Here is a 21,716-nt window from a genome sequence, read left to right on the forward strand (position 1 = left end):
GCCCTGATATCTGACGTGTTAATGCGTTCAGAGCGTCGTGCATTGCTCCGTATCTGACACGGTAATCTGCGGTTTTGTCCGGCGTAATGTTATCCGCAGCACCACTAATCCGGCTGCGGCCACTGCTGCACCGGCATAACTGACACCGGCATAATCGCCGCCGTTTGCCAGCACTGATGCACCCAGCGCAGCACCAACCGCATTACCGAGGTTAAACGCGCCGATATTAACGGAAGATGCCAATGCCTGCGCCTCTGATGCGACCTGCATGACTTTTACCTGGAGCGGCGGGACGATCCCAAAACTGGCCGCGCCCCAGATCACCAGCATAATTCCGGACGTGACACTGTCACGTGCCATCAGCGGAAACAGGACCATAGTCAGTGCCAGCAGTGCGAATAATCCGTATAACGTGCGGGAGACAGAACGGTTTGCCCATACACCGCCCAGATAGTTACCCAGCGTAAAGCCCAGTCCGACCAGTATCAGCATCATACTGATCTGTGTTTCCGGTACTGCGGAAATAAAGGTCAGCGCAGGTGCAATATAGGTATAAAACGTAAACATGGCACTGGCCCCCAGCACCGTACACAGCATTGCCAGTAATACCGCCGGACGGGTCAGTACCTGCAATTCACGGCGCAGATTGAGCGCTTGTCCCTGCATATTACGCGGCAGTGATCGCAGCAGCGCCGCCATTGTCAGCAGGCCGAGGAGACTGACCACAAAGAACGATTCCCGCCAGCCCAGTATCTGAGACAATTTAGTGATTGCGGGAACGCCGCCGATATTGGCAATGGTCAGTCCCATAAACATACCTGCTATTGCCCCTGCTTCTTTACCTTTTGCCACCACACGGGTTGCCACCATGGCACCAATTCCGAAGAATGCACCGTGATTCAGACTGGTTATAAAGCGGGCGAGCAGCAGCGTATTATAATCCGGCGCCAGCGCTGACATCACATTGCCTGCTGTAAAAATGCTCATCAGAAAAATCAGCGCAGCTTTCGGCGAACGGCGGATCAGCAGCAGTGTCATCACCGGAGCCCCCAGCATCACACCCAGTGCATATACCACCACCAGCATGCCGGCGGCAGGAATAGAAACACCGAGTGATCCGGCAATTTCCGGCAGCATTCCCATCGGGGAAAATTCCGTTGCCCCGATGGCAAACGCGCCGACAGACAGGGATAACAGAGCAGTATTTGTTCGCATAATGTCCTCAGAATAAAAAAAACAACGTCACTGTGTTGTCAGGACGGCGATTCTGCCACATTGATTTTCGCGGGAACAGCCGTTAATCTGCAAAAAACAATTGAGTAAAACGCAATAATGAAAATCACACTGGAAGAAATGCGGGCATTTATCGCAGTGATTGACTGCGGCTCAGTGACTGCCGCCGCCGCGCAGAGCGGATTGACGGTTTCAGCGGTCAGCCGTGCCCTGCTGCGCCTTGAAGAAAAGATGAACAGCACCCTGCTTTACCGCACCACGCGGCGGCTGAAACTGACTGAGGAAGGCGCGCTGTTTCTGCAAAAAGCACGCGATGTGGTACAACTGGCACAGGAAGCGGAAGATGTGCTGATGAACCACAAAGAAATCCCTTCCGGCACTTTGCGGGTCGATGCTTCAACGCCTGTTCAGCTCCATGTGATTGCACCGCTGGTCACACAATTCCATGAACGTTATCCGCAAATCCGCCTTGAACTGACTAACTTTGAAGGCATTACCAATTTACTGGAAAAACAGACTGATATTGCATTCCGTTTCGGCCCGCTGGCCGATTCGTCTTTGCACGCCACGCTGATGGGATACACCCGCCAGCGGGTTCTGGCCAGCCCCCGCTATCTTCAGCAATACGGTGAGCCGAAAACACCGGAAGATCTGGCACAGCACACCCTGCTGGGATTTATCGCGCCGGAAAATCTGAATATCTGGCCGCTGTATAACGGCAATAAAAAGGGACTGAAAATTACGCCATCACTGGCGACAGGCAGCGGAGAAATTATCTGTAACCTGGCGCGTTCCGGTGCGGGAATTGCCTGTATTTCCGATTTTGTAACCCATGAGATGCGTGAAAACGGCGAATTTCGTCAGATTCTGACGTCGTATACCTATGAGCATAAACAGCCGGTTAATGCGGTTTATTACCGGAGTCAGGCACTTTCTCCCCGTCTGCGCTGTTTTATCGATTTTGTTCTGCAACACAGCCGGAGTTTCATGCAGGCCGGTTAATCTGAACACTACCTTAAGCTATTGATGATACGGCACCGGATCTGCTCGACAATATTTTTCAGCACATTTAGTCTTAAAATAAATCTGCCCTGTAAAAATAAGAGAGAACCGACAATGCAAACGGCACTGAATGCGCTGACTGCGGGCTTTTCACCGGACGAACCCGGTGTTATCGTCATGGTCCGTACTGATAATGGTGCAACGTGGCACAGCTGCCGGGGTATGGCGGATGTGGCAACCCGCACGCCGGTAACACCGGATACTATTTTTAATTTAGCCTCTGTTTCCAAGCAGTTCGCTGCTTTTTCGCTGCTGTTGCTGGTTCAGGAAGGTAAGATTTCCCTCAGTGATTCCGTTTTATCCGTTTTGCCGGAGCTGGGTGAATACGCCCGTCCGGTAACATTGCGCCATCTCCTGCACCATACCTCCGGGCTGAAGGACTATATGGATCTCGCGTTTGCCCGCAAAGTGGGTTTTTATGATCCGCTGACACCGCAGGAAACCCTGGCTGATCTGGTCAGCCAGACTGAGGCAGATTTTCCGCCCGGTACCCGCCATGATTACAGTAATACCGGCTATTTTTTGTTATCGCAGATAATTGAACGGATCAGCGGGCAGTCGTTTGCTGATTTTGCCCGTGAGCGGATTTTTGCACCGCTGGCGATGGATAAGACCTTTATTGTTGAGCAATATCCGGCACCGCAAATCATTGCAACCGGTTACGGCAAAGCCGCCGGTCAGTGGCGGATTTCCGAAAGTCCGTGGACACATACCGGTGATGGTGCGGTACATTCCTGCGCGGCTGATTTGATGAAATGGGGTGAAAACTACCGCACCGCCCGTGTCGGCGGCTCTGCACTGATACAGCAGATGACAGAAACGCTCTCCCCGCAGACAGAAAACGGCACGCCCGTTACGGACTATGAACCTTATGCAGCCGGGTTATATACCCTGCAGCATTTCGGTGAACTGAGTCTGGAACATGCCGGAGGCTGGATGGGGACCAGCACGTACTTTATCCGGCTGACAAAATCTGATACCACCATCGTTGTTTTATCCAACAGCGAAGAGTGTGATACCGAAACTCTGGCCAGGGCAGCCGCAGCGGCTTTTCTCAGCCCGGCATTCCCGGCAGTTATCACTGACCACTGGGATGCGGAATACCGGCGTGGTGAAGTGCTGGCAGAATCCGCCTTATGGCGGCTGATGTGCAGAACTGATTTGGAAACCGGCTATGATGCACTGTGGTTACGGCAACCGGGGCATAACCGCATTCATATTTCTGCTGAACTGGCACAACAGCTTGCACTGACCCCGGAACAGCCGGTATCACGGGATGAATTTCTTTCTCTTGCGGAACAGGCCGGGCTTCGCTGGCAGTATGCAGATCAGTTTTTTTATCTGACTGAGGCCGCGGAAGCAGCTCAGAAAGATGCTGCGATCCCGGGTAATGTCCGCATGCTGACAGAAGCAGACCGGGATATTTTTGCGCAGTTTTGTGCCCGGAATAATGATGAAGATGCGGATATCGCCGGAGTGGAACTGACGCATCCGCGGGTCACGGGTGTTTTTGCGGAAGGTCAGCTGGTTGCCGCCGCCAGTGCCTGTCAGTGGGAAGATTCGTTATTGCAGGATATCGGTGTACTGACCGATCCCCGTTACCGCAGACAAGGATTTGCCCGTCAGGCATTGCTGGCACTGAACAGGGTTATTCTTGAGGCGGGTTTAAAACCGCAGTACCGCTGCCAGACCGATAACATATCTTCCCTGATCCTCGCGCAACAGAGCGGATTTACACCGTTCGCGCAATGGGATTTTCTTTTATCCGAAGACGACGAAGAGTAACAACATGATAGCGCGTTATATCCGCCGGACGCTTACCGGGCTCGCCCTGCTGTTACTGACGGCCGGGCTGATATTGTTCTTTACCGGTCATCTTGATGATTTTGATTTCGATAATGCCATCACTGAAGAGCTGACCTTTACCTCACAGGGAAATACCCTTTCCGGCACCCTGCTGCTGCCCGGTAACGGACACCCTGCGGCGGTTGCCGTGATTATTCATGGTGATGGTCCGCAGGACCGGTACTCAGACAACGGATATAACCCGTTATTTAACGCCTTACTGGATGCCGGTGTTGCAGTATTTTCCTGGGATAAAGCCGGTACCGGCAACAGTCAGGGAAACTGGCTGCATCAGTCCATGGATGATCGCGCTGAGGAAGCCGTGGCCGCACTGATACTGATGCAGTCCCGCTATCAGAACACCCCGGTACAGATTGGTTTTCTCGGCTTTTCCCAGGCCGGATGGGTGATTCCGTTGGCGGCGGCACAATCACAGCCCGCCTTTTCCGTAATTATCGGCGGTGCCGTGAACTGGCGGGACCAGGGGCAGTTTTATCAGAGACTGCGCTACGCACAGCAGGGAAAATCGCCGGAAGAAATAACACAATTGCTGGCCGCAGAACAGGCGGATAATGACCGGATATTTGGTGCCGGCGGCTCAGAAGACCCGGCAGAGCGCGGTGATATGACACCGGATCGCTTTGCGTTTGTGGTCAAAAATTACCTGAGTGATGCCTCACCGGCGATCCCGCAGATGAACGGCCGGGTGCTGGCCGTATGGGGTGCGGAGGATCTCAACGTGGATGCCCTGCCGAACGCCTGCCGCTATCAGTCTCTTCTGAAAAATAACCCGCAGGCAAACGTTATTGTCTTTCCGCAGGCCGGGCATGGTTTATTACAATCCCCGGCATTTAATTATCAGCTCAGCAGCGACTGGCCGGTACTGCGTCAGTGGCAATTCCTGTACGCAGGACGGGAAGCCTATTATCCCGGGGCATTGTCTCTGATCACTGACTGGATCAAAAACAAAACCCCGGATTTGACAGCCTATTATCCGGCTTGTCAGTCCTGAATCATCCGCTGAAAGCGGGCATAGCCCCGCTTCGCGGCGTCGTGATATTGCCGGTTCAGCGGCGCGGTCATACTTTGCGAAATGGCGGTCATTTCCGGCCCCGCAAGTTCCGGTGACCCGGTGCGGAACGGCGGACGCGGATCGTATTCAATCGCCAATTCAACCAGCGCAGCCATCTCCTCACCCCGCAGCGCTTTCAGCACCAGCAGTGAAGCATCAAAAGAGCCGGTCGCCGGGCCGGAGGTATATATTGTCCCGTCGATCACGACATCACTGCCGCCGACCGCAACAGCACCGACATCCGGCAGCATCGGCACCACATTGCTGTTACTGGTTGCCCTTTTGCCGTTGAGTAACCCGGCAGTACCCAGCATCAATGAGCCGTAGCAGGTGCCGATAACGTATTTTGCCTTTTTGCCTGCCTGCGCAAAAAAGCGGATGACTTCCGGGTCTTCAATCACTTCCGGCGGAACCATACCGGTTACCAGCACATCCAGATCGTCCGGACACTCATCGAACGTCATTGTCGGCATTGTCGGCCAGCCGATGTACCCCTCCACCAGTTCGCGGCGTTTCCAGATAAAACAGATTTCCGCCCCGGCGATCGTAAAAACGGACTGTGCGCCGTTGATATCCATCGGCATATAGCCCGGGCAAACAAAAATCCCGACTTTCAGTAATGCAGGCTGTGATGCACGTCCGGCCGCAACCAGAGCCTGAATGGAGGACGTGCTCAGCCCGTAAATCGTATCAACCGCATAATCATGATCAGACATCAAAATACTCCGTGAATGGCATTTATTTACTAATCGGTAAAATAATGCATGCGGTACAATGATGTAAAATGTTTTTATACTGATCGGTAATAAAATGGCACAAAAAGGCAGACCACGGAATTACGACAGTGCCGCCGCACTGGATAAAATCATGGCGCAGTTCTGGCGCAAAGGCTATACCGCCACATCTCTTGATGAACTGGCCGCAGAAACGGGAATGAAAAAACCCAGCCTGTACGCCGCTTTCGGTAATAAAGAGCGGCTTTATCAGCTGGCGATGGACCGATTCGGCGAGACAGCACAGGCGCATTACACCGCTGCGCTGGCACCGCGCACTCCCGGAGAGCCGCTGGCTGCCCGTCTGACCCGCTGGTTACAGGCCACCGTCACGCTGTATACCGGAGAGCATGGCCCGGCCGGATGTATGGTGCTATCGACCGCAGCTGCAGAAGTGAATGATCCGGCGATCCGCAAACGCCTTCAGGAAGTGATTGCGGCACAGGAAATGATGGTACTGGATTGCCTGAATGAAGAGAAAAACGCACTGCGCGATCCGGATTCCGCCCCGCTGCTGGCAAAAACACTGACGGCTTTTCTGCACAGTATTTCTCTGCGCGCCCGGGCCGGTGAAAGCGCGGATCAACTGGCGGAGATGGTACGTGCCGGTCAGAGCGTACTGCAACCGGCACTGAAATCACCGGCGGAATAATCCCCGGCCGGTGACATTGTTTCGTGACATTGTTTAGTAACATTGTTTCAGCGCAGTGACACCTGTCCCCGGATACAACCGGTCACCGCACCGCCGACCCAAATTCCGTCCGCATCCTGCCGGACACTCAGCCAGCCGTCACGTTTCACACTTTCGCCCTGACGCGCCAGATAGTGCGCCGGTAATGTGCCGTTGCTGATAAGCCACTGTGCCAGTGCTGCGTTCAGGCTGCCGGTGACCGGATCTTCTGCCCCTCTGCGGTTAATAAATGCTCTTACCGCAAGTGCGGCATCACTGCCTGCCGGATATCGGGCGCACACACCGATTTTATACAATGCCTTATTACCGGACTGGCTGAGCAGGCCATAATCCGGCGTGATAGCCAGCAGACGGGCAACGGAATCCACTTCAATTCCGGTCCATGCCGGGCCGTTATCAATATATTTTGCCTGCAAAATGGCGTTCCGGGGGATGCCGTAAGCCAGCGCAACCGTATTGCACTCGTCTTCGGTCAGAACCCGCTCATTAATCATCGGCGGTGCGGCAAAGGCGGTTCCCTGTTCAGACTGACGCAGTGTGATAAGCCCGGCGGCACATTCCTGAATGATATCCCGCGTTTCACTGAATCCGGTATACTGCTTCCAGACATGACAACTGCCCAGGGTCGGATGCCCGGCAAACGGCAGTTCACCGTCAGGCGTGAAGATACGGACACGGTAATCTGCCTGCGAATTCTGCGGTTTCAGCAGAAACGTGGTTTCACTGAGATTTGTCCAGCGGGCAAAACGGTGCATTTCTTCATCGCTCAGATCATCCGCATCCGCCACAACGGCCAGAGCATTCCCCAGCAACGGAACGTCAGAAAATACATCAACCTGATAAAAAGGATGGGTTTTACTGTTCACGGTTAATATCCTTTGATTCAGCTTCGGTCAGCGCAGAGTTGCCTGTCCGGTGATAACACAGGTCACATCTCCGGCAACCCATACCTGTCCCGCTTCCTTAGTGACAAATATTTTGCCGTCACGGTTGATAACCTGCCCCTGACCGGCCACATAGCGCTCCGGTAAAATACCTTCGCCGATCAGCCACTGAGCAAGCGAAGCATTAAGACTGCCGGTCACCGGGTCTTCTTCTGATAAAGAACAGCATAATGCACGCACTTCCAGTGCAACCGGCCCGTTCTGGTCATCATACAGCGCGCAAAGACCGATATCGTACCCCTTCAGCAGAGAATAATCCGGCTTCGCGGCCAGCACTTTCTCCACCGACGTCAGTTGCAGCCCAATCCATCCCGGCCCGTTATCAACCCAGGCGGTGCGCACCACATCTTCATCACGCAGCCCCAGCGCTTTCACTATATAAGCCACCTGCTGCGGATCAGTATCCCCGCCGCGCAGCAACGCGGGTGCGGCAAATGCCAGCCGGTTATCCTGCTGACGGATCGTCACCGGGCCGACACCACACTCCTGAATGATATCGCGTGTCTCCGTAAACTGCTGCGTTTCGCGCCAGACATAACAGGTGCCCAGGGTCGGGTGTCCGGCAAACGGCAGTTCGCCGTCCGGCGTGAAAATGCGGACACGGTAATCCGCCTGCGGATCCTGCGGTTTCAGCAGAAACGTCGTTTCACTGAGATTTGTCCAGCGGGCAAAACGGTGCATTTCTTCATCCGTCATATCATCCGCATCAACCACCACCGCGAGGGCATTCCCCAGCAGCGGGACATCAGAAAAAACATCAACCTGGTAAAACTGATAAGTGCGGGTATTCAACGTTATTATCCTTTTTATGTGGTAACAGAGCAGACAAGATGATTTTTATCACAGAAAACGCTTATGATGAAACGATTAGCAATCACAGTAAAAACTGATTATGCAGAAAACAGATTCTTTTTCCGGTATTACCGCCTTTGTGGCCGCCGCTCAGAGCGGCAGTTTTACGGCGGCAGCAGACAAACTGGGGATCACAAAATCAGCCGCCGGTAAACGGATAAGCCAGCTGGAGGCCGCGCTTGGTGTCAGTTTATTTCAGCGCGGCAACCGCCGTATTACCCTGACCCCGGCAGGAGAACGCTATCTGACCCGCTGCCTGTCGGCACTTGCCATTCTCGGCGAGGCGGCAGATGAAATCAGTGAGCAGCAAACTACCCTGAGTGGCCGGTTACGGATTGATTTACCCGCCGCATTCGGCCGCCGCCGGGTGATGCCGGTACTGGAAAAACTGATGGCTCAGCATCCGCAACTGATGATGAGTGTCTCTTTCCGTGAACAGTTTATTGACCTGGCGGAAGAAGGCGTTGATCTGGCAATCCGCATCGGTGAACCGCCTGACAGCAGCCACCTGGTTGCCCGGCAGCTGACCACTCAGACCTCGGTGTTATGTGCCGCGCCGGATTATCTGGCGCAGGCAGGTACGCCGGCGGATAGCGATGAACTGATGCAGCACCGCTGTATTACCGGATTCCGTCGCGATAAGCCGTTTTACTGGTCACTGCATGATAACGGGCAGCTTTTACGCATCATCCCGCCGCCGTTTTATGAACTGGCGGATGGTGATGCCATGCTGGCTGCGGTGCTGGGCGGACACGGAATCGCCCAGCTGCCGTTATGGATGATCGGTGATTATCTGGCTGACGGGTCGCTATGCCGGGTACTTCCCGCCTGTGACGGCACACAGACCCCGGTGCATATTCTCCGGCCGCAGATGCCGCAGTTACCGGCCAGAACCCGCTGTGTGACAGATGCCCTGCTGGCTGCTGCCCGCCGGGGTGCGTTTGATTAACCGGCGCGGCAGATGGTGTGTGCCGCTGCCTGCTGCCGGACTTTCAGCCGCACCGTGATAAACGCCGCCGCGGCAAATACAATTCCTGCCCAGACAATAGTATCGACACCAAAACTGCGGATCATTCGCCCGCCTGCCATGGCACCCAGGGTGATCCCGAGATTGGAAAAACCGATATACAGGCTGTTGGTAAATTCCGGTGTATTTCCGGCCTCGCGCAGCAGCCAGGTCTGACTGACGATCAATCCGGAGGTATGCAGTATTCCCCAGAGCACCACCACCGGCACCATCAGCCACGGCGAAGAACCGCACAACCAGACTGCCAGGTAAATCAGGATAAACAGCAGCGGATACAATGACGTGGTTTTAATAACATTACGCTGCAAATAGCGGCTGAAAATAAAGTTACCGAAATAGCCGCTGATACCGAACACCACCAGTAACGTGCTGGTCATATTATTGGAAAAACCGGTAATTGTGACGAGATAATCGGCGATATAGCTGAATCCTGCAAACATCGCAGAAAAAATCAGCGTCACTGCCGCAATACTCAGCCACACGTCACGGCGTTGCAGAATCGCCAGCTGTTCTCTCACTTTCAGTGCCTGTGTCACCGGCAGTGACGGCACAAACAGCGCGATCCCGGTAAAAGCGACCACACTGGTCAGCGCCCCGAACCAGAACGCCGCACTGAGTGTGAAAATTTCCGCAATAAACGCGCTGAGCGGCATCCCCAGTACCATACCGACAGCCACTCCGGAAAACACAATTGCAATCGCATGAGCAGATCGTGCAGGCGGGACCACATTAGCCGCCACCACCAGAGCAATGGCAAAAAATACCGCGTGTGTCAGCGCAGGCAGGATACGGAAAAACAGAATCACATCATACTGATGCGTGATGGCATATGCGATATTGGAAACAATAAAGATCGCCATAATCACCAGTAAAACTGTTTTGCGGTTATAGCGTCCCAGCATCAGCGTGATGGCAGGCCCGGTAATGGCCACCACCACCGCATAGATACTGACCAGGAAACCGACCTGTGGTGCCGTGATCTGTAGTTGTTCCGTCAGTTGCGGCAGCAGACCTATCACCGCCACTTCAGTGGTAATGACACCAAACACCGCCAGTGACAGAGAAAGTAAAATCAGCATAACGTTATTTTTCATAGAGATACCCGCAGGAGACACGATGTGTGTCCCTGATATAAATAATGTGAATTAAAAGTGCGGATATATCCGGTGCTTATCCTGCCAAATCTGCGATCCGCACGGAAGATCAGTCACGGAAACTGTCAGTAGCAAAAAAGTTGACACTGACCGGAACGCACAGTGTCATAATGGCTGCAAAGCACACATTCACCCCGGTGATAAAGGAACTGCGATGAGCGCAAAAATGATCAATAAACTGGCGTTAATTACCCTGAAAGACGGCAAAGTGGCGATGGTACGCTCCCATAACAAAACCCTGTTCTACGCGCCGGGCGGCAAACGTGAAGCCGGTGAAACGGATGAACAGGCGCTGTGCCGTGAAATTGATGAGGAGCTGACGGTAACCCTGAAACCGGACACCATTACGTTTTACGGAGAATTCACCGGTCAGGCGGATGGCAAACAGGACGGCACACAGGTGCGAATCCGCTGTTATCAGGCGGAATTTACCGGCGAATTGCAACCGGCGGCAGAAATTGCTGAGCTGGACTGGCTGGACAGCCGCGATCTGCCCCGCTGTTCCCTGGTGGCTGCACTGATTATCAACGATCTGGCAGCACAAAAACTGATCGGCTGATATACCGCAACTGAGCAATTTTGTACAAGACAGAGCGTAAAGCTGCGCGATAATAACCGGTTACAGTAAAAGCAGAGCAGGACACACCATGCAGAGTGACGGACATTCCCGCGAACAGGCGGACTACTTTCATCTGGACGATTTTTATGGTCTGGGGATGATCTCTGCCCGTTACTATCAGCAAAAATTCAGCCGTCATACCCACGAAGGATTTTGTATCGGCGTGATTGAAGAAGGTGTTCAGCAATTTTTCCGCACCGGCAGTAATCATTATGCCCCGACCGGCGATATCATTCTGGTGAATTCCGATGAAATTCATACCGGTTCAGCTGCACTGGAAAGCGGCTGGGCCTACCGGGCGATTTACCCGACACCGGAGATGCTGAACACGCTGATGCAGGATCTCAAATCTGCCGATCAGGGGTTTGTGCCCTGGTTTTCTCACGCCGTAGTGCATGACCCCGGCCTGGCGGCACAACTGCGCTTGCTGTTTGATGTCCTGATGAAACCGGATAACCGGCTGCTGAAAGGATCTCTGCTGCTCTCAACACTGGCCTGGCTTATCACCCGTCACAATAAAAAAGGGTTCCGCCCGGCGGAGATCACCCCGGCGGGTCAGCGTTTGCAGCATATTGCCGAAATGATGAACAGTCATCCGGAAACTGATTATTCTCTGGATGAACTGGCCGCGATAGCCAATCTCAGCCCGTGGTATTTTTTGCGCCAGTTCCGCCGGCGTTACGGCATGCCGCCTCATGCGTGGCTGATTCAGGCACGTCTGCGCAAAGCACGGCAACTACTGCAAACCGGCGGCCGCCCGGCGGATGTCTCTTTGCAGTGCGGGTTTACCGATCAAAGCCATTTTACCCGTCATTTTAAACGGGCGATGGGCGTCTCGCCGGGCAAGTTTATGCAGCACCGCTGAGCCTGCTGAACAATTTTGTACAATCTTTTTGCTGCCGCGTCATGGCAGAGTATCCGGACTGTTTTACGCTGTACGGATAATAAAAAATGACAACCACAACTGCATTACCCGCCGCGCCGCTGAAAGACTTTTTCACCGGTGCACTGCATATGACCCCGCTCAACCTGGCCGTGGTGCCGTGGGCGATCCTCGCCGGATCAATGGCGGTGGACAGCGGCCTGACCTTTGCGCAAAGTGTCGCGATGTCCGCCATGGTGTTTGCCGGTGCCGCCCAGCTGGTGACGCTCGGCCTGCTTAACAGTGGTGCAGGCGTGATCACTATTCTCGTTTCCGTCTTTTTTATCACCTCGCAACATCTGCTGTACGGGCTGACACTGCGCCCGCATGTACGGCCGTTTTCGCCGCTGCAACGGGCCGGTATCGGTTTTTTACTGACGGATGAACTGTTTGCTGTCAGTGTCGCCGGGCGTCAGCGCCTGAGTTTTGCCTATCTGTTTGGTGCCGGGCTGAGTTTTTATCTGGTCTGGGTGCTGGTCAGTATCCTCGGTATTGTGCTGGCACACAGCATCAGTGACCTGAGTCAGCTCCGGCTCGACTTTTCGGTGGTGGCGACTCTGCTGGCGATTGTGGTGCCGCTGATCAAATCCAAAAGCGCACTTGCCGGGGCACTCTTCTCCTTTGTCGTCACGATTATTCTGACCCGGGCCGGTATTCAGGGCAGCGCGGTGATTGCCGGGGTCAGTGCCATGCTGCTGGCCGTTTTGCTGGGACGTAAATGGGGGGATGTAAAATGAGCTGGGGATTAATACTCGCACTGACACTGATGCTGTTTTCGCTGCGCTTTATTTTTCTGATCCCGGGATTACCGCTGCGGTTGCCGGTTTTTATTCAGCAGGCACTGACTTATTCCGCACCCTGCCTGCTGGTGGCTATTTGCGCGCCGATTGTATTATTAGAGGAACAGCAATTCCGCGATATCAGTGATAATCCGTATTTATGGGGTACGCTGTTTTGTATTATTGCGGCGCGGCTGATTAAAAATACCCTGCTGACTGTCGTACTGACACTGGTATTTTTCTACACCCTGATTTATCTGTTCTGATGGTTTAACTGTCCGCACCGGAAACCGGTGCGGACATACGTCATTATTACTGTGTTTGTGGATTACTGTTTTTGTAATTTACTGTTTTCGTGAATTTCTTTTGCCAGTACCGGCAAAATATCAATCGAACGCGGGCCCGGAACTAATTCAGATAAATTAACTTTAATATAGTTTTTATTTTTCACGGCTTTTACGCCCTGCATTTCCGGCATGGATTCGATAAATGATACTTTCTGGTCATAATCATCGTCATTACGGAAGCCTTTATAAACAGGAATAATGATCACTTCCGGATCAGACATGATCACATCTTCCCAGTTACCGACCGCCCAGGTTTTTCCGGTATTTTTACCGGCAAAAATATTTTTAACGGAAATCAGTTTCAGCATCTCCGACGTATAACCATCAAAGAAAGTATAGGGTTTACCGTCCTGAGAATCAAAAATAAAGGCTGTTTTTTCCGGATAGCGCTGAATCTGACTGATAACCGTCTTCAGTTTTTCTTTCTCTCCCGCCACGTATTTTTCAGCGGTATCTTCCACACCGAAAATCTCACCGAATTTCAGCATATCGTTAAAATAGGTATTCACATCTGCTTTCGGTGATGTCATGGATTCCGGTACATAAACGGCAACGCCTTCCGGCACAATTTTATTGGCTTCCAGTGCCAGTTTTGAGAACGAGTTTGCCCAGCCGGTCGCAAAATCCGGTTTAACGGACATAAAAACTTCGTAAGACGGCCATTTTTCCGCCAGAACAGGAATTTTGTCATATGCTGCTTTTACCGGCGGATAAATCGGCTCTTCCAGGAAAGCAGTGCCGACCATGCGATCACCCAAATCCAGCGCCAGCAGCATTTCGGTGGTGATCTGACTGAGAGATACAATACGCTGCGGAGATTGCTCAGGTTTAAAGTGATATTCATTGCCATCCAGTTTTGCACTGAATTCAACCGGGACATAAGCCGGATCGGTTTTATTTTCAGCGTTTGCTGTTGCAGAAAACAGCGCAGAGATAACTAAGGTACTCGATAATAATTTTTTCATCATTCCCTCATCCGGATTATAAAAATATAGCGACACGATCTTCGACCGGTAATACCGTAAATTCCACACCAAATACATCGCGCAGACACTCCCGGGTTAATACTTCCGCCGGTGTACCCTGAGCATAAATCTGACCTTCATTCATCAGGATCAGATACTGGCAGTATTTTGCAGACAAATTAATATCGTGAATGGTCATTATCACGGTGGATTCTGATGCAGCGAGTGCTTTCATTACTTCCACTTTATAACGGATATCCAGATGGTTGGTCGGTTCATCCAGAATCATAATATCGGTTTCCTGGGAAAAACATTTCGCCAGCATCACCCGTTGTTTTTCACCGCCGGACAGTGCGTGATACTCTTTATTTTTCATTTTTTGCAGACCAAACAATGCCATGTAGTTATCTGCAATCACAAAATCCCGGTCGCTGTAATCCACATAATGTTTTTTATACGGCATCCGCCCCATCACCACGATTTCTTCAATGGTCAGTTTGCCTTCCACCTGATCATTAAACTGCGTCAGTACCGAGATATTGCGCGCAAGTGACTTGATGGAAAATTGAGCGATATCAGTATTATCAAAGAAAACGGTTCCCCGTGTTTTAATATCCCGGTAAATATGTCTCAATAAGGTTGTTTTTCCGGAACCGTTGGGTCCGACAATACCAATCACTCTTTTTCCGGAAAATGATAAATTAATATCTTTCAGTATTCCGTTATAACTCAGGTCAGTAATATCAACAGTGCTCACGTTACCGGCTCCTGTTCGCTTTAATAATGATATACACAAACAGCGGCGCACCAATCAGTGAGGTCAGAATGCCGACCGGGATCTCCTCCGGTTTAAACCAGCTGCGGGAAATGGTGTCAATAACCACCAGAAATGCACCACCGACCAGACAGGAATAGAGTGATAATTTAAAATGCTTTACAGAAATCGTATTACGGACAATATGCGGAATAATAAGGCCGATAAAAGCGATGACGCCGACGTTAGCAACAATAATAGACACCACAAATGATGATAAAATAATCACTCCCAGCTTGATTGCACCCACGTTCACGCCTAATTGGGCTGATGCATCCGCACCCAGTAATAACGTATCCAGCACATTACTGAATAACAGACAAAAAATTAGTACTGCAATCAATGCCACCAGCGGCAGCGGAATATAAGACCATTTAATACCGGAAAAACTGCCCAGCATCCAGAACATGGCACTTTTAACCTGACTTTCGTTTTTGGATAAATAAATAATGGCGGTAGTAATAGCAGAGAATAAACTGGAAATACCAATCCCTATCAGCACAAGATTGGTCATGTTACTCTTTTTAAAATTAAATAAGACAATAATAGCGGTGGATATCAATCCGCCGGCAAATGCCCCGATATACACATTATAAGGCGACATAAAGGCAAATAATCCGAGTACAATGGCTGATACCGCCCCGGCACTGGCACCGGAGGAAACCCCGAGAATATACGGGTCAGCCAGTTCGTTACGGGTTATCGTCTGCATCAGTATTCCCACCAGCGACAGAGATGCACCGGTAATCGCCACAAGGATAATCCGGGGCAGACGGATATTATAAATGATGGTTTCATACGGCAGCAGGTCATCACTGTTTATACTGCCGGTAATAATGCTGATGACTGTATTCAGTTTCTGGTGAAATTCCATATTCACACTGCCATAGAACAGTGAAAAAAACATAGCGCCAAGCAATACAGACAGGCAGATAAAAAATTGTGACACATTCCGGAAATTCAGCTTTTCTTTACGCCGAACGGTTGTTGCGCTGACTATATCACTCATCACGGTTAACCTGTATTTCATCAGGTCAGAGACTGTTAACGTATTTACTAAAATATTACATTATGATAACGAAATATTGCAGTAATCTGCCGCTGAGTCTCTGCTGTTATTAATTAATCCGATTATAGCGAAGAACCCGGCGTGATAATGTACTCCCCCAGAGTATATTGCGTGAAATAATCCGTAAATATTCATATTTAATGATCTGTATCTGATTAATACAGAATAGAACACGGGTGTATTTCAGGTGTTTTTATTTATCTGAACAAGACTATTTTACCGCATCAACATGATTTTGCCGGATAACATCAATACATAAACCACATTCATCTGTTTACGTGTATCTGAAGTGGTTCTCTTAAATTTTAAAAAACCGGCTCTTTTCTCATCCCGTTCAGCATATTACAGTACAGGAAAGCAAAACAGCGCGGAGAAACAATCAATGAGTCAGATAAACACATTCGGACAAACTGTCGGTGATATCGTCCCGGACTGGAACGGCCGTCCTTACCCTGCCCGTATCAGTGCGGAAGGCCGCCACTGCCGGATAGATCCGCTCAGTCCTGCACATGCGGATGACCTTTACCGGGCATTTTCACTCGCCCCGGACGGACGTCACTGGACCTGGCTGCCGGATGAACCGCCGCAGGATGCAGCTGAGTACCGCACCCGCATTGAAAAAAATGCACAATCCTCAGATCCGCTGTTTTTCACCATCACGGATAAACAGACCGGCAAGGCCGTTGGTGTCTTTTCCCTGATGCGGACAGATGAGAAAAATGGCGTTACCGAAGTCGGTCATGTGCATTTTTCCCCGCTGCTCAGCGGCACCGTGATGTCCACAGAAGCCCACTGGCTGCTGATGAAATATGTATTTGATACCCTCGGTTACCGCCGCTATGAGTGGAAATGTGACAGTCTCAACGCCCCTTCCCGTCATGCGGCACTGCGCCTGGGTTTTCAGTATGAAGGCTGTTTCCGTCAGGCCAGAGTCGTCAAAGGCCGCACCCGTGATACCGAATGGTTCTCCGTCATTGACAGCGAATGGCCGGTTGTTAACCGGGCGATGGAACAGTGGCTGTCAGCGGATAATTTTACGCCGGACGGCAAACAAATCCGCTCTCTGGCGTCACTGCGTGATGCATTATGAAAATGATTGATATCGGCCGTGTCGCAGAGCTGACCGGCCTGACAACCGCCACTATCCGCTATTATGAAAGCAAGGGGCTGATCACGCCTGCCGGGCGCAAGGGACTGACCCGTATTTATGACGAAGAAGTGCTGACGCGGCTGTCGCTGATCATTCTCGCCAGACAAGGGCATTTTTCACTGGATGAAATTGCCGTGATGCTCAGTGAACTGCCGTCAAAAGGTATTGAAAGGACGGCAATTCAGGCAAAAATCACTGAAATTGACCAGAAAATCCGTGAATTACAGAATCTGAAACAGGGGCTGCTGCATATTGAACAGTGCCCGGCGGAAAATCATCTGGCCTGTCCGAAGTTCCGCAAAATCCTGAGTGTCAGCCTGAAAAAAAACAGAAACAAAACGGTGAAAAAACCCGCTTGACTTAAAGTCAGCTTGAAGTTGTATCATCCGGCATACTGATTTCCGTCTGATGTCATTATTCATTTTTTATATTGAATAATAAGGAATTATTATGCCACGTTCTGTTTATTGGCTCTCAGCCGCCTTAGCGCTGTTTACCACCGGGAATGCTCTGGTGCTCTCCGTTGCCGTTCTTATCGGGGCACAGCTGGCAGACGATCCGGCGCATGCCACGATCCCGCTGCTGGCGCAATATATCGGACTGATTTCTGCCTCAGTACCGATGGCTCACTTTATGATGCGATTCGGCCGCCGCGCCGGGTTTATTCTCGGCAATATCGGGGGTCTGACCGGTGCATTACTGGCGATTGCCGGTATTTATACACACAACATGCTGCTGTTTTCAGCGGGGACTTTTTTTACCGGCATTGCCATCGGCACTGCCCAGCAATACCGTTTTGCCGCGCTGGAGGAAGCCCCTGCCGCGCTGCGGGCAAAAGCGATTGGTGTGGTGATGAGCGGCGGGATTATTGCCGTACTCGTCGGTCCGTCACTGGCGATGTCCACCCGGACACTGGTGGCGGCTTATCCGTTTCTCGGCACTTTCGGAGCACTGACCGCCATTTATATCATGGCCTTTGTACTGCTGACATTCTTACCGCTGAAAGCACAACTTCCCGCTCAAACCGGTAATACCACGGCAAACCGGCCTTACCGGCAGTTATATTCCCAGCCGCTGCTGATCCTGATCGCGGTGGTCAGTGGTGCCGGATATGCATTAGTGGTGTATATGGTCGGTGCGTTCCCGCTGGCAATGAAAGCACAGGGATTTGAGTTCCCGGCAATCGCCTTTGTGTTTCAGTGTCACATTCTGGGGATGTTTGCGCCCTCTTTCTTTACCGGTCAGTTAATCAGCCGCCTCGGGGTAAAATGTTTTGTCTGGCTGGGCGTGATTTGTCTGTTAATCAGTAATGCCGTCAGCCTGACCGGCAACAGTTATGCCCATTTCCTGATTGCCATGACGTCTCTGGGACTGGCCTGGAACTTCATTCTGATCAGCACCACGCATCTGCTTCCCCGCACTTATACCGGTAATGAGCGGGCAAAAATCCAGGGCGCGACCGATTTTCTTATCTTCAGTTTCGGCGCTCTCGGCAGTTTACTGGCAGGATTCGCTTTTTATTATGCAGGCTGGTATTCCGTGAATGTTGCCGGGCTGGCAACCGGAATTGTGATTCTGGTGGTGATGTTTTTACTGCGCCGCAGTATGAATGAATCCCCGGCAGAAAATACAGCCTGACGGTCACTCCGCCGCTGTCGTTACAAACAGCGGCGGATGTGTTTACTGCACAGGTGAGGTGGCATACTCCAGTCCGTCACGGTTTCCTTTCGGGGTACTGCTGTAGTTACCGTCAGGAAAATAAAACAGTCGGTTATGCCATTTATCAAATAACACGGTTTCCCCGTATGCTTTCGTGAGTACCGCTGCGGTATTCCAGTTCTGCCCGCCATCATCAGATACCCGGGTGTCTGAATGTAACTCAGCTATCAGTAAATCAGTGCCGGCATACAAACCGGAAATATAACTGCCGCCGGTCTCCAGTACCGGCGAATAATCCCCGTTACAGTTCAGGTGATTCACACTCTGACGCCTGCGCTCTTTTTCTGTCAGTGTGAAATAAAACTCACCGCCGGTTGTGCTGTCCAGCGCACCTATCTCCCCCGGGATAAGCAGGTCAGACTCCGTTTTCAGTGTCCGGGTATTAAAGCAGACCAGGACAACATTTTCCGGGTCGTTTCTTTCATCCGCCATCCATGCCGCGACCTGCCCGTTACCGTTATAGTGCCAGTAAATGCTTTTCAGGCTGACATACCGTTGTCCGTAACGGTCGGTGGTTCTTTTTTTGCGGTGGTTCATACTGAACAACAGGCGCCAGTTTTGTCCGTAATCACGGGTCTGATACAGTGTGTTGTTCTGAACCATAAGTCCGCTGCCCGGCGCGGTAACGGCGATAATCTTTGCATCACCCGCGACTTCCGGCATCTGCCACTGCGATAACCAGCGCCAGTTCTGACCACCATCTCCGGAATAGAAAACATAATTTTTATACGACCCGTAATCCTGAAACAGGATCAGGCACCGCCCCTGCTTATCACAGGCCTGACTTTCTGCCCGTCCCATAAACATGGCACTGACCCGTAAATCGCCGTCCTGCTCCGTCATAATATAGGTTACCGGCACCAGCGGTCTGCTGCCGTAGACTTCATTGCGTCTCAGTTCATAGGTCTGTTTTTCCAGATAATCACTGATCGCTTTTTTATCCGGCGATATTTTCAGGTTCAGCAGCGGAATATCCGTGTCCTTTACCGGGTCAAAACCCACATTTTTGCTGTGGCGGCACGTGCGGGTTTCTCTGTCGCAGCTCTCCAAATCAACCCGTATAGCATCTCTGACACCGGTTATCATCACGCCGTTCTGAAAAGAGCTGATGACCCGTGAGGATAATTTTACCGTCTCTTTTTCCGGCTGATAGCTGCGGATGCGTTTTCTGTCCGGCGCTGAAAAAAACGTATCTGAAAACGTCAGCATCAGTGACGTTATAAACACAATGGCCAGAAGCGTAATCCGGGTGCGTCCGTCTGCAAACATCAGTTAATTTCCTGTACAACTGTGTTTTTGCCGTTCCGGATTCTGAGCTGTATCAGCATCTGCCTGACAAAAACAAAACGGGCCGCTCCTGCTGAGTTTTTCCGCACAAGCAGCGTCACCACTTCAACCAGCAGCAGAATTCCGCTGATAATCATCATAAACATCAGCGCCATACCACCCAGTGATTTTGCGGCATGCAGCCAGTCCCATTTATCCGGGGTGCCTTTAATACTCCACAAATCATTGAATATAAAAATCATCATCAGCAGCATCATCACCAGAAAAATACCGGTAAACACCTTATACATCAGTTTCACCTGCTGTGAGGATATCGCCATGCCGTCCGGTTTCAGGTAGGCACTGTGATCACGTTCATTATAAAGACCGGTAATAACACCTTTCTGCCGATTGACAATCAGATTGACAGGATCATCCGCAGCAATAAAAAACGGATGGCTGCGGAAAAACAGCGGATTAATATCTTCTGTCATTGAGCTGTAATAGTTACGCAGTGTGAACGGAATACTGCTGCACAAAAAATGATATTCAATATAGTCGCGGCGGGATTTACCGCTGCCGGTAAAATCGCGGACAGAACGGAGATCGGTAACGGTTCCCTGCACACCGGTCAGTGTCAGGTTTTCCGCATGGCGGTAATCTTCCGGGCGGACCGAATCCAGTTCGTTGAAACGTTCTTCATCCCCCGGCTTCCGGTACCGTGTGCTTTTCGTTGTGCCGGGCAGCAGATATTCAGCCTGAGAACATATACCGGTATCCCCCGCTTTAACCTGTGCCAGCCCGTTCAGAAGCTGCTTCATGGTTCTGCTGTTGGTCACCAGCAGTGCCTGAACTGACGATGCCAGCATCCACAATCCCGCGCCGAAAACGAGCATCAGTATCAGCGCGGCAATCACACCCGACAGTTGTGTAAAAAACAGCCAGACAGATAAAATGACCATCGCCAGAGAAAGTGCCAGCTTTTTCAGGTTACGCAGATTACCGGTTCCTTCTGTCACCGGTTCCAGATTACCGTGCTCCGGTGATACCAGCCAGTGCAGCCAGTAACTGCCGTCTGCCAGCGGACGGGCGCCGATAAAGACCCGGTCCCCCTCCTGCAATTTTTTCAGCACTGCTTTGTCACTGAACTGAGAAGCAAAGGTATAAAACACGTAGTCACCCGCCAGGATACGGCGGTAATTATGTTCCGGTTTAGCGTTGTGATCCTGCCGGACAAAGGGAAGATCAAAAAAACAGACTTTTTTCATAAACAGAAAATACACCCGGTAATAACAGAAAAATTAACCTGAGTTTATCTTTTTCACGTATGCCAGGAAACCTTACCGGTCTCGCTTCATCAGAACAGTATCGTTTTTAAGGTATTTCTCAGTGTTTCAGGTTAGTGTCGGAGTG

22 protein-coding genes are annotated in these 21,716 nt (G+C 51.3%); 12 read left to right on the top strand and 10 right to left on the bottom strand.

The features are described 5' to 3' along the window. Nucleotides 1-27 precede the first annotated feature (27 nt). On the bottom strand, nucleotides 28-1,215 hold the full coding sequence (locus R5268_RS09580; protein ID WP_107680304.1) for an MFS transporter: 1,188 nt from the start codon (nucleotides 1,213-1,215) through the stop codon (nucleotides 28-30). 117 nt (nucleotides 1,216-1,332) lie between these two features. On the opposite strand from R5268_RS09580, the gene R5268_RS09585 reads away from it, so the two are divergent. The 3 genes from R5268_RS09585 (at nucleotide 1,333) to R5268_RS09595 (ending at nucleotide 5,152) form a co-directional block, all read left to right on the top strand. Beyond that, complete coding sequence (locus R5268_RS09585; protein WP_317420042.1) at nucleotides 1,333-2,235, top strand: LysR family transcriptional regulator; 903 nt, start codon at nucleotides 1,333-1,335, stop codon at nucleotides 2,233-2,235. A 114-nt stretch (nucleotides 2,236-2,349) separates the two neighbouring features. After that, nucleotides 2,350-4,080, top strand: a complete 1,731-nt coding sequence (locus R5268_RS09590) for a GNAT family N-acetyltransferase (protein ID WP_317420040.1) — start codon at nucleotides 2,350-2,352, stop codon at nucleotides 4,078-4,080. Nucleotides 4,081-4,084: 4 nt separating this feature from the next. Beyond that, nucleotides 4,085-5,152, top strand: a complete 1,068-nt coding sequence (locus R5268_RS09595; protein WP_317420038.1) for an alpha/beta hydrolase family protein — start codon at nucleotides 4,085-4,087, stop codon at nucleotides 5,150-5,152. On the opposite strand, the gene R5268_RS09600 is transcribed toward R5268_RS09595, so the two are convergent. Beyond that, nucleotides 5,143-5,928, bottom strand: coding sequence for a DJ-1/PfpI family protein (locus R5268_RS09600; RefSeq protein WP_317420037.1), 786 nt, complete (start codon nucleotides 5,926-5,928; stop codon nucleotides 5,143-5,145). The genes R5268_RS09595 and R5268_RS09600 overlap by 10 nt on opposite strands. Before the next feature lie 94 nt (nucleotides 5,929-6,022). Between R5268_RS09600 and R5268_RS09605 the strand changes: the two genes are divergently transcribed. Then, the gene (locus R5268_RS09605; protein WP_166707831.1) at nucleotides 6,023-6,637 is read left to right on the top strand and encodes a TetR/AcrR family transcriptional regulator; all 615 of its coding nucleotides are present in this window, start codon (nucleotides 6,023-6,025) and stop codon (nucleotides 6,635-6,637) included. A 47-nt stretch (nucleotides 6,638-6,684) separates the two neighbouring features. On the opposite strand, the gene R5268_RS09610 is transcribed toward R5268_RS09605, so the two are convergent. After that, a complete protein-coding gene (locus R5268_RS09610) occupies nucleotides 6,685-7,542 on the bottom strand; it encodes a PhzF family phenazine biosynthesis protein (protein ID WP_317420036.1) in 858 nt (285 codons plus the stop codon). Between the two features lie 27 nt (nucleotides 7,543-7,569). Next, on the bottom strand, nucleotides 7,570-8,412 hold the full coding sequence (locus tag R5268_RS09615) for a PhzF family phenazine biosynthesis protein (RefSeq protein WP_046893371.1): 843 nt from the start codon (nucleotides 8,410-8,412) through the stop codon (nucleotides 7,570-7,572). Between the two features lie 100 nt (nucleotides 8,413-8,512). Here R5268_RS09615 and R5268_RS09620 point away from each other — a divergent pair, with 100 nt between their 5' ends. Beyond that, entirely contained in the window at nucleotides 8,513-9,421 is a 909-nt protein-coding gene (locus tag R5268_RS09620) for a LysR family transcriptional regulator (protein WP_218454066.1), read from the top strand. On the opposite strand, the gene R5268_RS09625 is transcribed toward R5268_RS09620, so the two are convergent. After that, a complete protein-coding gene (locus tag R5268_RS09625; RefSeq protein WP_218454067.1) occupies nucleotides 9,418-10,593 on the bottom strand; it encodes an MFS transporter in 1,176 nt (391 codons plus the stop codon). The two genes, R5268_RS09620 and R5268_RS09625, sit on opposite strands and share 4 nt — an antisense overlap. Nucleotides 10,594-10,807: 214 nt before the next feature. Between R5268_RS09625 and R5268_RS09630 the strand changes: the two genes are divergently transcribed. From R5268_RS09630 to R5268_RS09645, 4 genes are all read left to right on the top strand, one after another. Next, nucleotides 10,808-11,212, top strand: a complete 405-nt coding sequence (locus R5268_RS09630) for an NUDIX domain-containing protein (protein WP_317420033.1) — start codon at nucleotides 10,808-10,810, stop codon at nucleotides 11,210-11,212. Nucleotides 11,213-11,300: 88 nt separating this feature from the next. Next, nucleotides 11,301-12,137 (top strand): AraC family transcriptional regulator, encoded by an 837-nt coding sequence (locus tag R5268_RS09635; RefSeq protein WP_182108049.1) that lies wholly within the window; start codon nucleotides 11,301-11,303, stop codon nucleotides 12,135-12,137. An 86-nt stretch (nucleotides 12,138-12,223) separates the two neighbouring features. Next, on the top strand, nucleotides 12,224-12,931 hold the full coding sequence (locus R5268_RS09640; protein ID WP_052927627.1) for an AzlC family ABC transporter permease: 708 nt from the start codon (nucleotides 12,224-12,226) through the stop codon (nucleotides 12,929-12,931). Then, complete coding sequence (locus tag R5268_RS09645; protein WP_024473104.1) at nucleotides 12,928-13,239, top strand: AzlD domain-containing protein; 312 nt, start codon at nucleotides 12,928-12,930, stop codon at nucleotides 13,237-13,239. The genes R5268_RS09640 and R5268_RS09645 overlap by 4 nt, the downstream gene beginning before the upstream one ends. A 62-nt stretch (nucleotides 13,240-13,301) precedes the next feature. Here R5268_RS09645 and R5268_RS09650 read toward each other — a convergent pair whose 3' ends face one another. From R5268_RS09650 to R5268_RS09660, 3 genes are read right to left on the bottom strand one after another with little or no spacing between them, the layout of a single operon-like run. Next, the gene (locus R5268_RS09650; protein ID WP_317420030.1) at nucleotides 13,302-14,288 is read right to left on the bottom strand and encodes an ABC transporter substrate-binding protein; all 987 of its coding nucleotides are present in this window, start codon (nucleotides 14,286-14,288) and stop codon (nucleotides 13,302-13,304) included. 13 nt (nucleotides 14,289-14,301) lie between these two features. Then, nucleotides 14,302-15,042, bottom strand: a complete 741-nt coding sequence (locus R5268_RS09655; protein WP_218454071.1) for an ABC transporter ATP-binding protein — start codon at nucleotides 15,040-15,042, stop codon at nucleotides 14,302-14,304. Nucleotide 15,043: 1 nt separating this feature from the next. Beyond that, on the bottom strand, nucleotides 15,044-16,108 hold the full coding sequence (locus R5268_RS09660) for a FecCD family ABC transporter permease (protein WP_247719077.1): 1,065 nt from the start codon (nucleotides 16,106-16,108) through the stop codon (nucleotides 15,044-15,046). Nucleotides 16,109-16,550: 442 nt separating this feature from the next. Between R5268_RS09660 and R5268_RS09665 the strand changes: the two genes are divergently transcribed. The 3 genes from R5268_RS09665 (at nucleotide 16,551) to R5268_RS09675 (ending at nucleotide 18,956) form a co-directional block, all read left to right on the top strand. Beyond that, nucleotides 16,551-17,258: a GNAT family N-acetyltransferase gene (locus tag R5268_RS09665; protein WP_218454073.1), complete on the top strand. Its 708-nt coding sequence runs from the start codon at nucleotides 16,551-16,553 to the stop codon at nucleotides 17,256-17,258. Next, nucleotides 17,255-17,677 carry a MerR family transcriptional regulator gene (locus tag R5268_RS09670; RefSeq protein WP_054425746.1) on the top strand — a complete coding sequence of 141 codons (423 nt, stop codon included), beginning with the start codon at nucleotides 17,255-17,257 and terminating at the stop codon, nucleotides 17,675-17,677. Before R5268_RS09665 ends, R5268_RS09670 begins: the two co-directional genes overlap by 4 nt. Nucleotides 17,678-17,768: 91 nt before the next feature. Then, entirely contained in the window at nucleotides 17,769-18,956 is a 1,188-nt protein-coding gene (locus tag R5268_RS09675) for an MFS transporter (RefSeq protein ID WP_317420026.1), read from the top strand. A 42-nt stretch (nucleotides 18,957-18,998) separates the two neighbouring features. Here R5268_RS09675 and R5268_RS09680 read toward each other — a convergent pair whose 3' ends face one another. Both R5268_RS09680 and R5268_RS09685 read right to left on the bottom strand, forming a co-directional pair. Then, the gene (locus R5268_RS09680; protein WP_317420025.1) at nucleotides 18,999-20,306 is read right to left on the bottom strand and encodes a hypothetical protein; all 1,308 of its coding nucleotides are present in this window, start codon (nucleotides 20,304-20,306) and stop codon (nucleotides 18,999-19,001) included. Continuing rightward, a complete protein-coding gene (locus R5268_RS09685; RefSeq protein ID WP_317420023.1) occupies nucleotides 20,306-21,571 on the bottom strand; it encodes a hypothetical protein in 1,266 nt (421 codons plus the stop codon). The genes R5268_RS09680 and R5268_RS09685 overlap by 1 nt, the downstream gene beginning before the upstream one ends. Between the last annotated feature and the right edge of the window lie 145 nt (nucleotides 21,572-21,716).

Source organism: Morganella sp. BCCO 40_0007, assembly GCF_032989665.1.
Taxonomy (GTDB): domain Bacteria; phylum Pseudomonadota; class Gammaproteobacteria; order Enterobacterales; family Enterobacteriaceae; genus Morganella; species Morganella sibonii.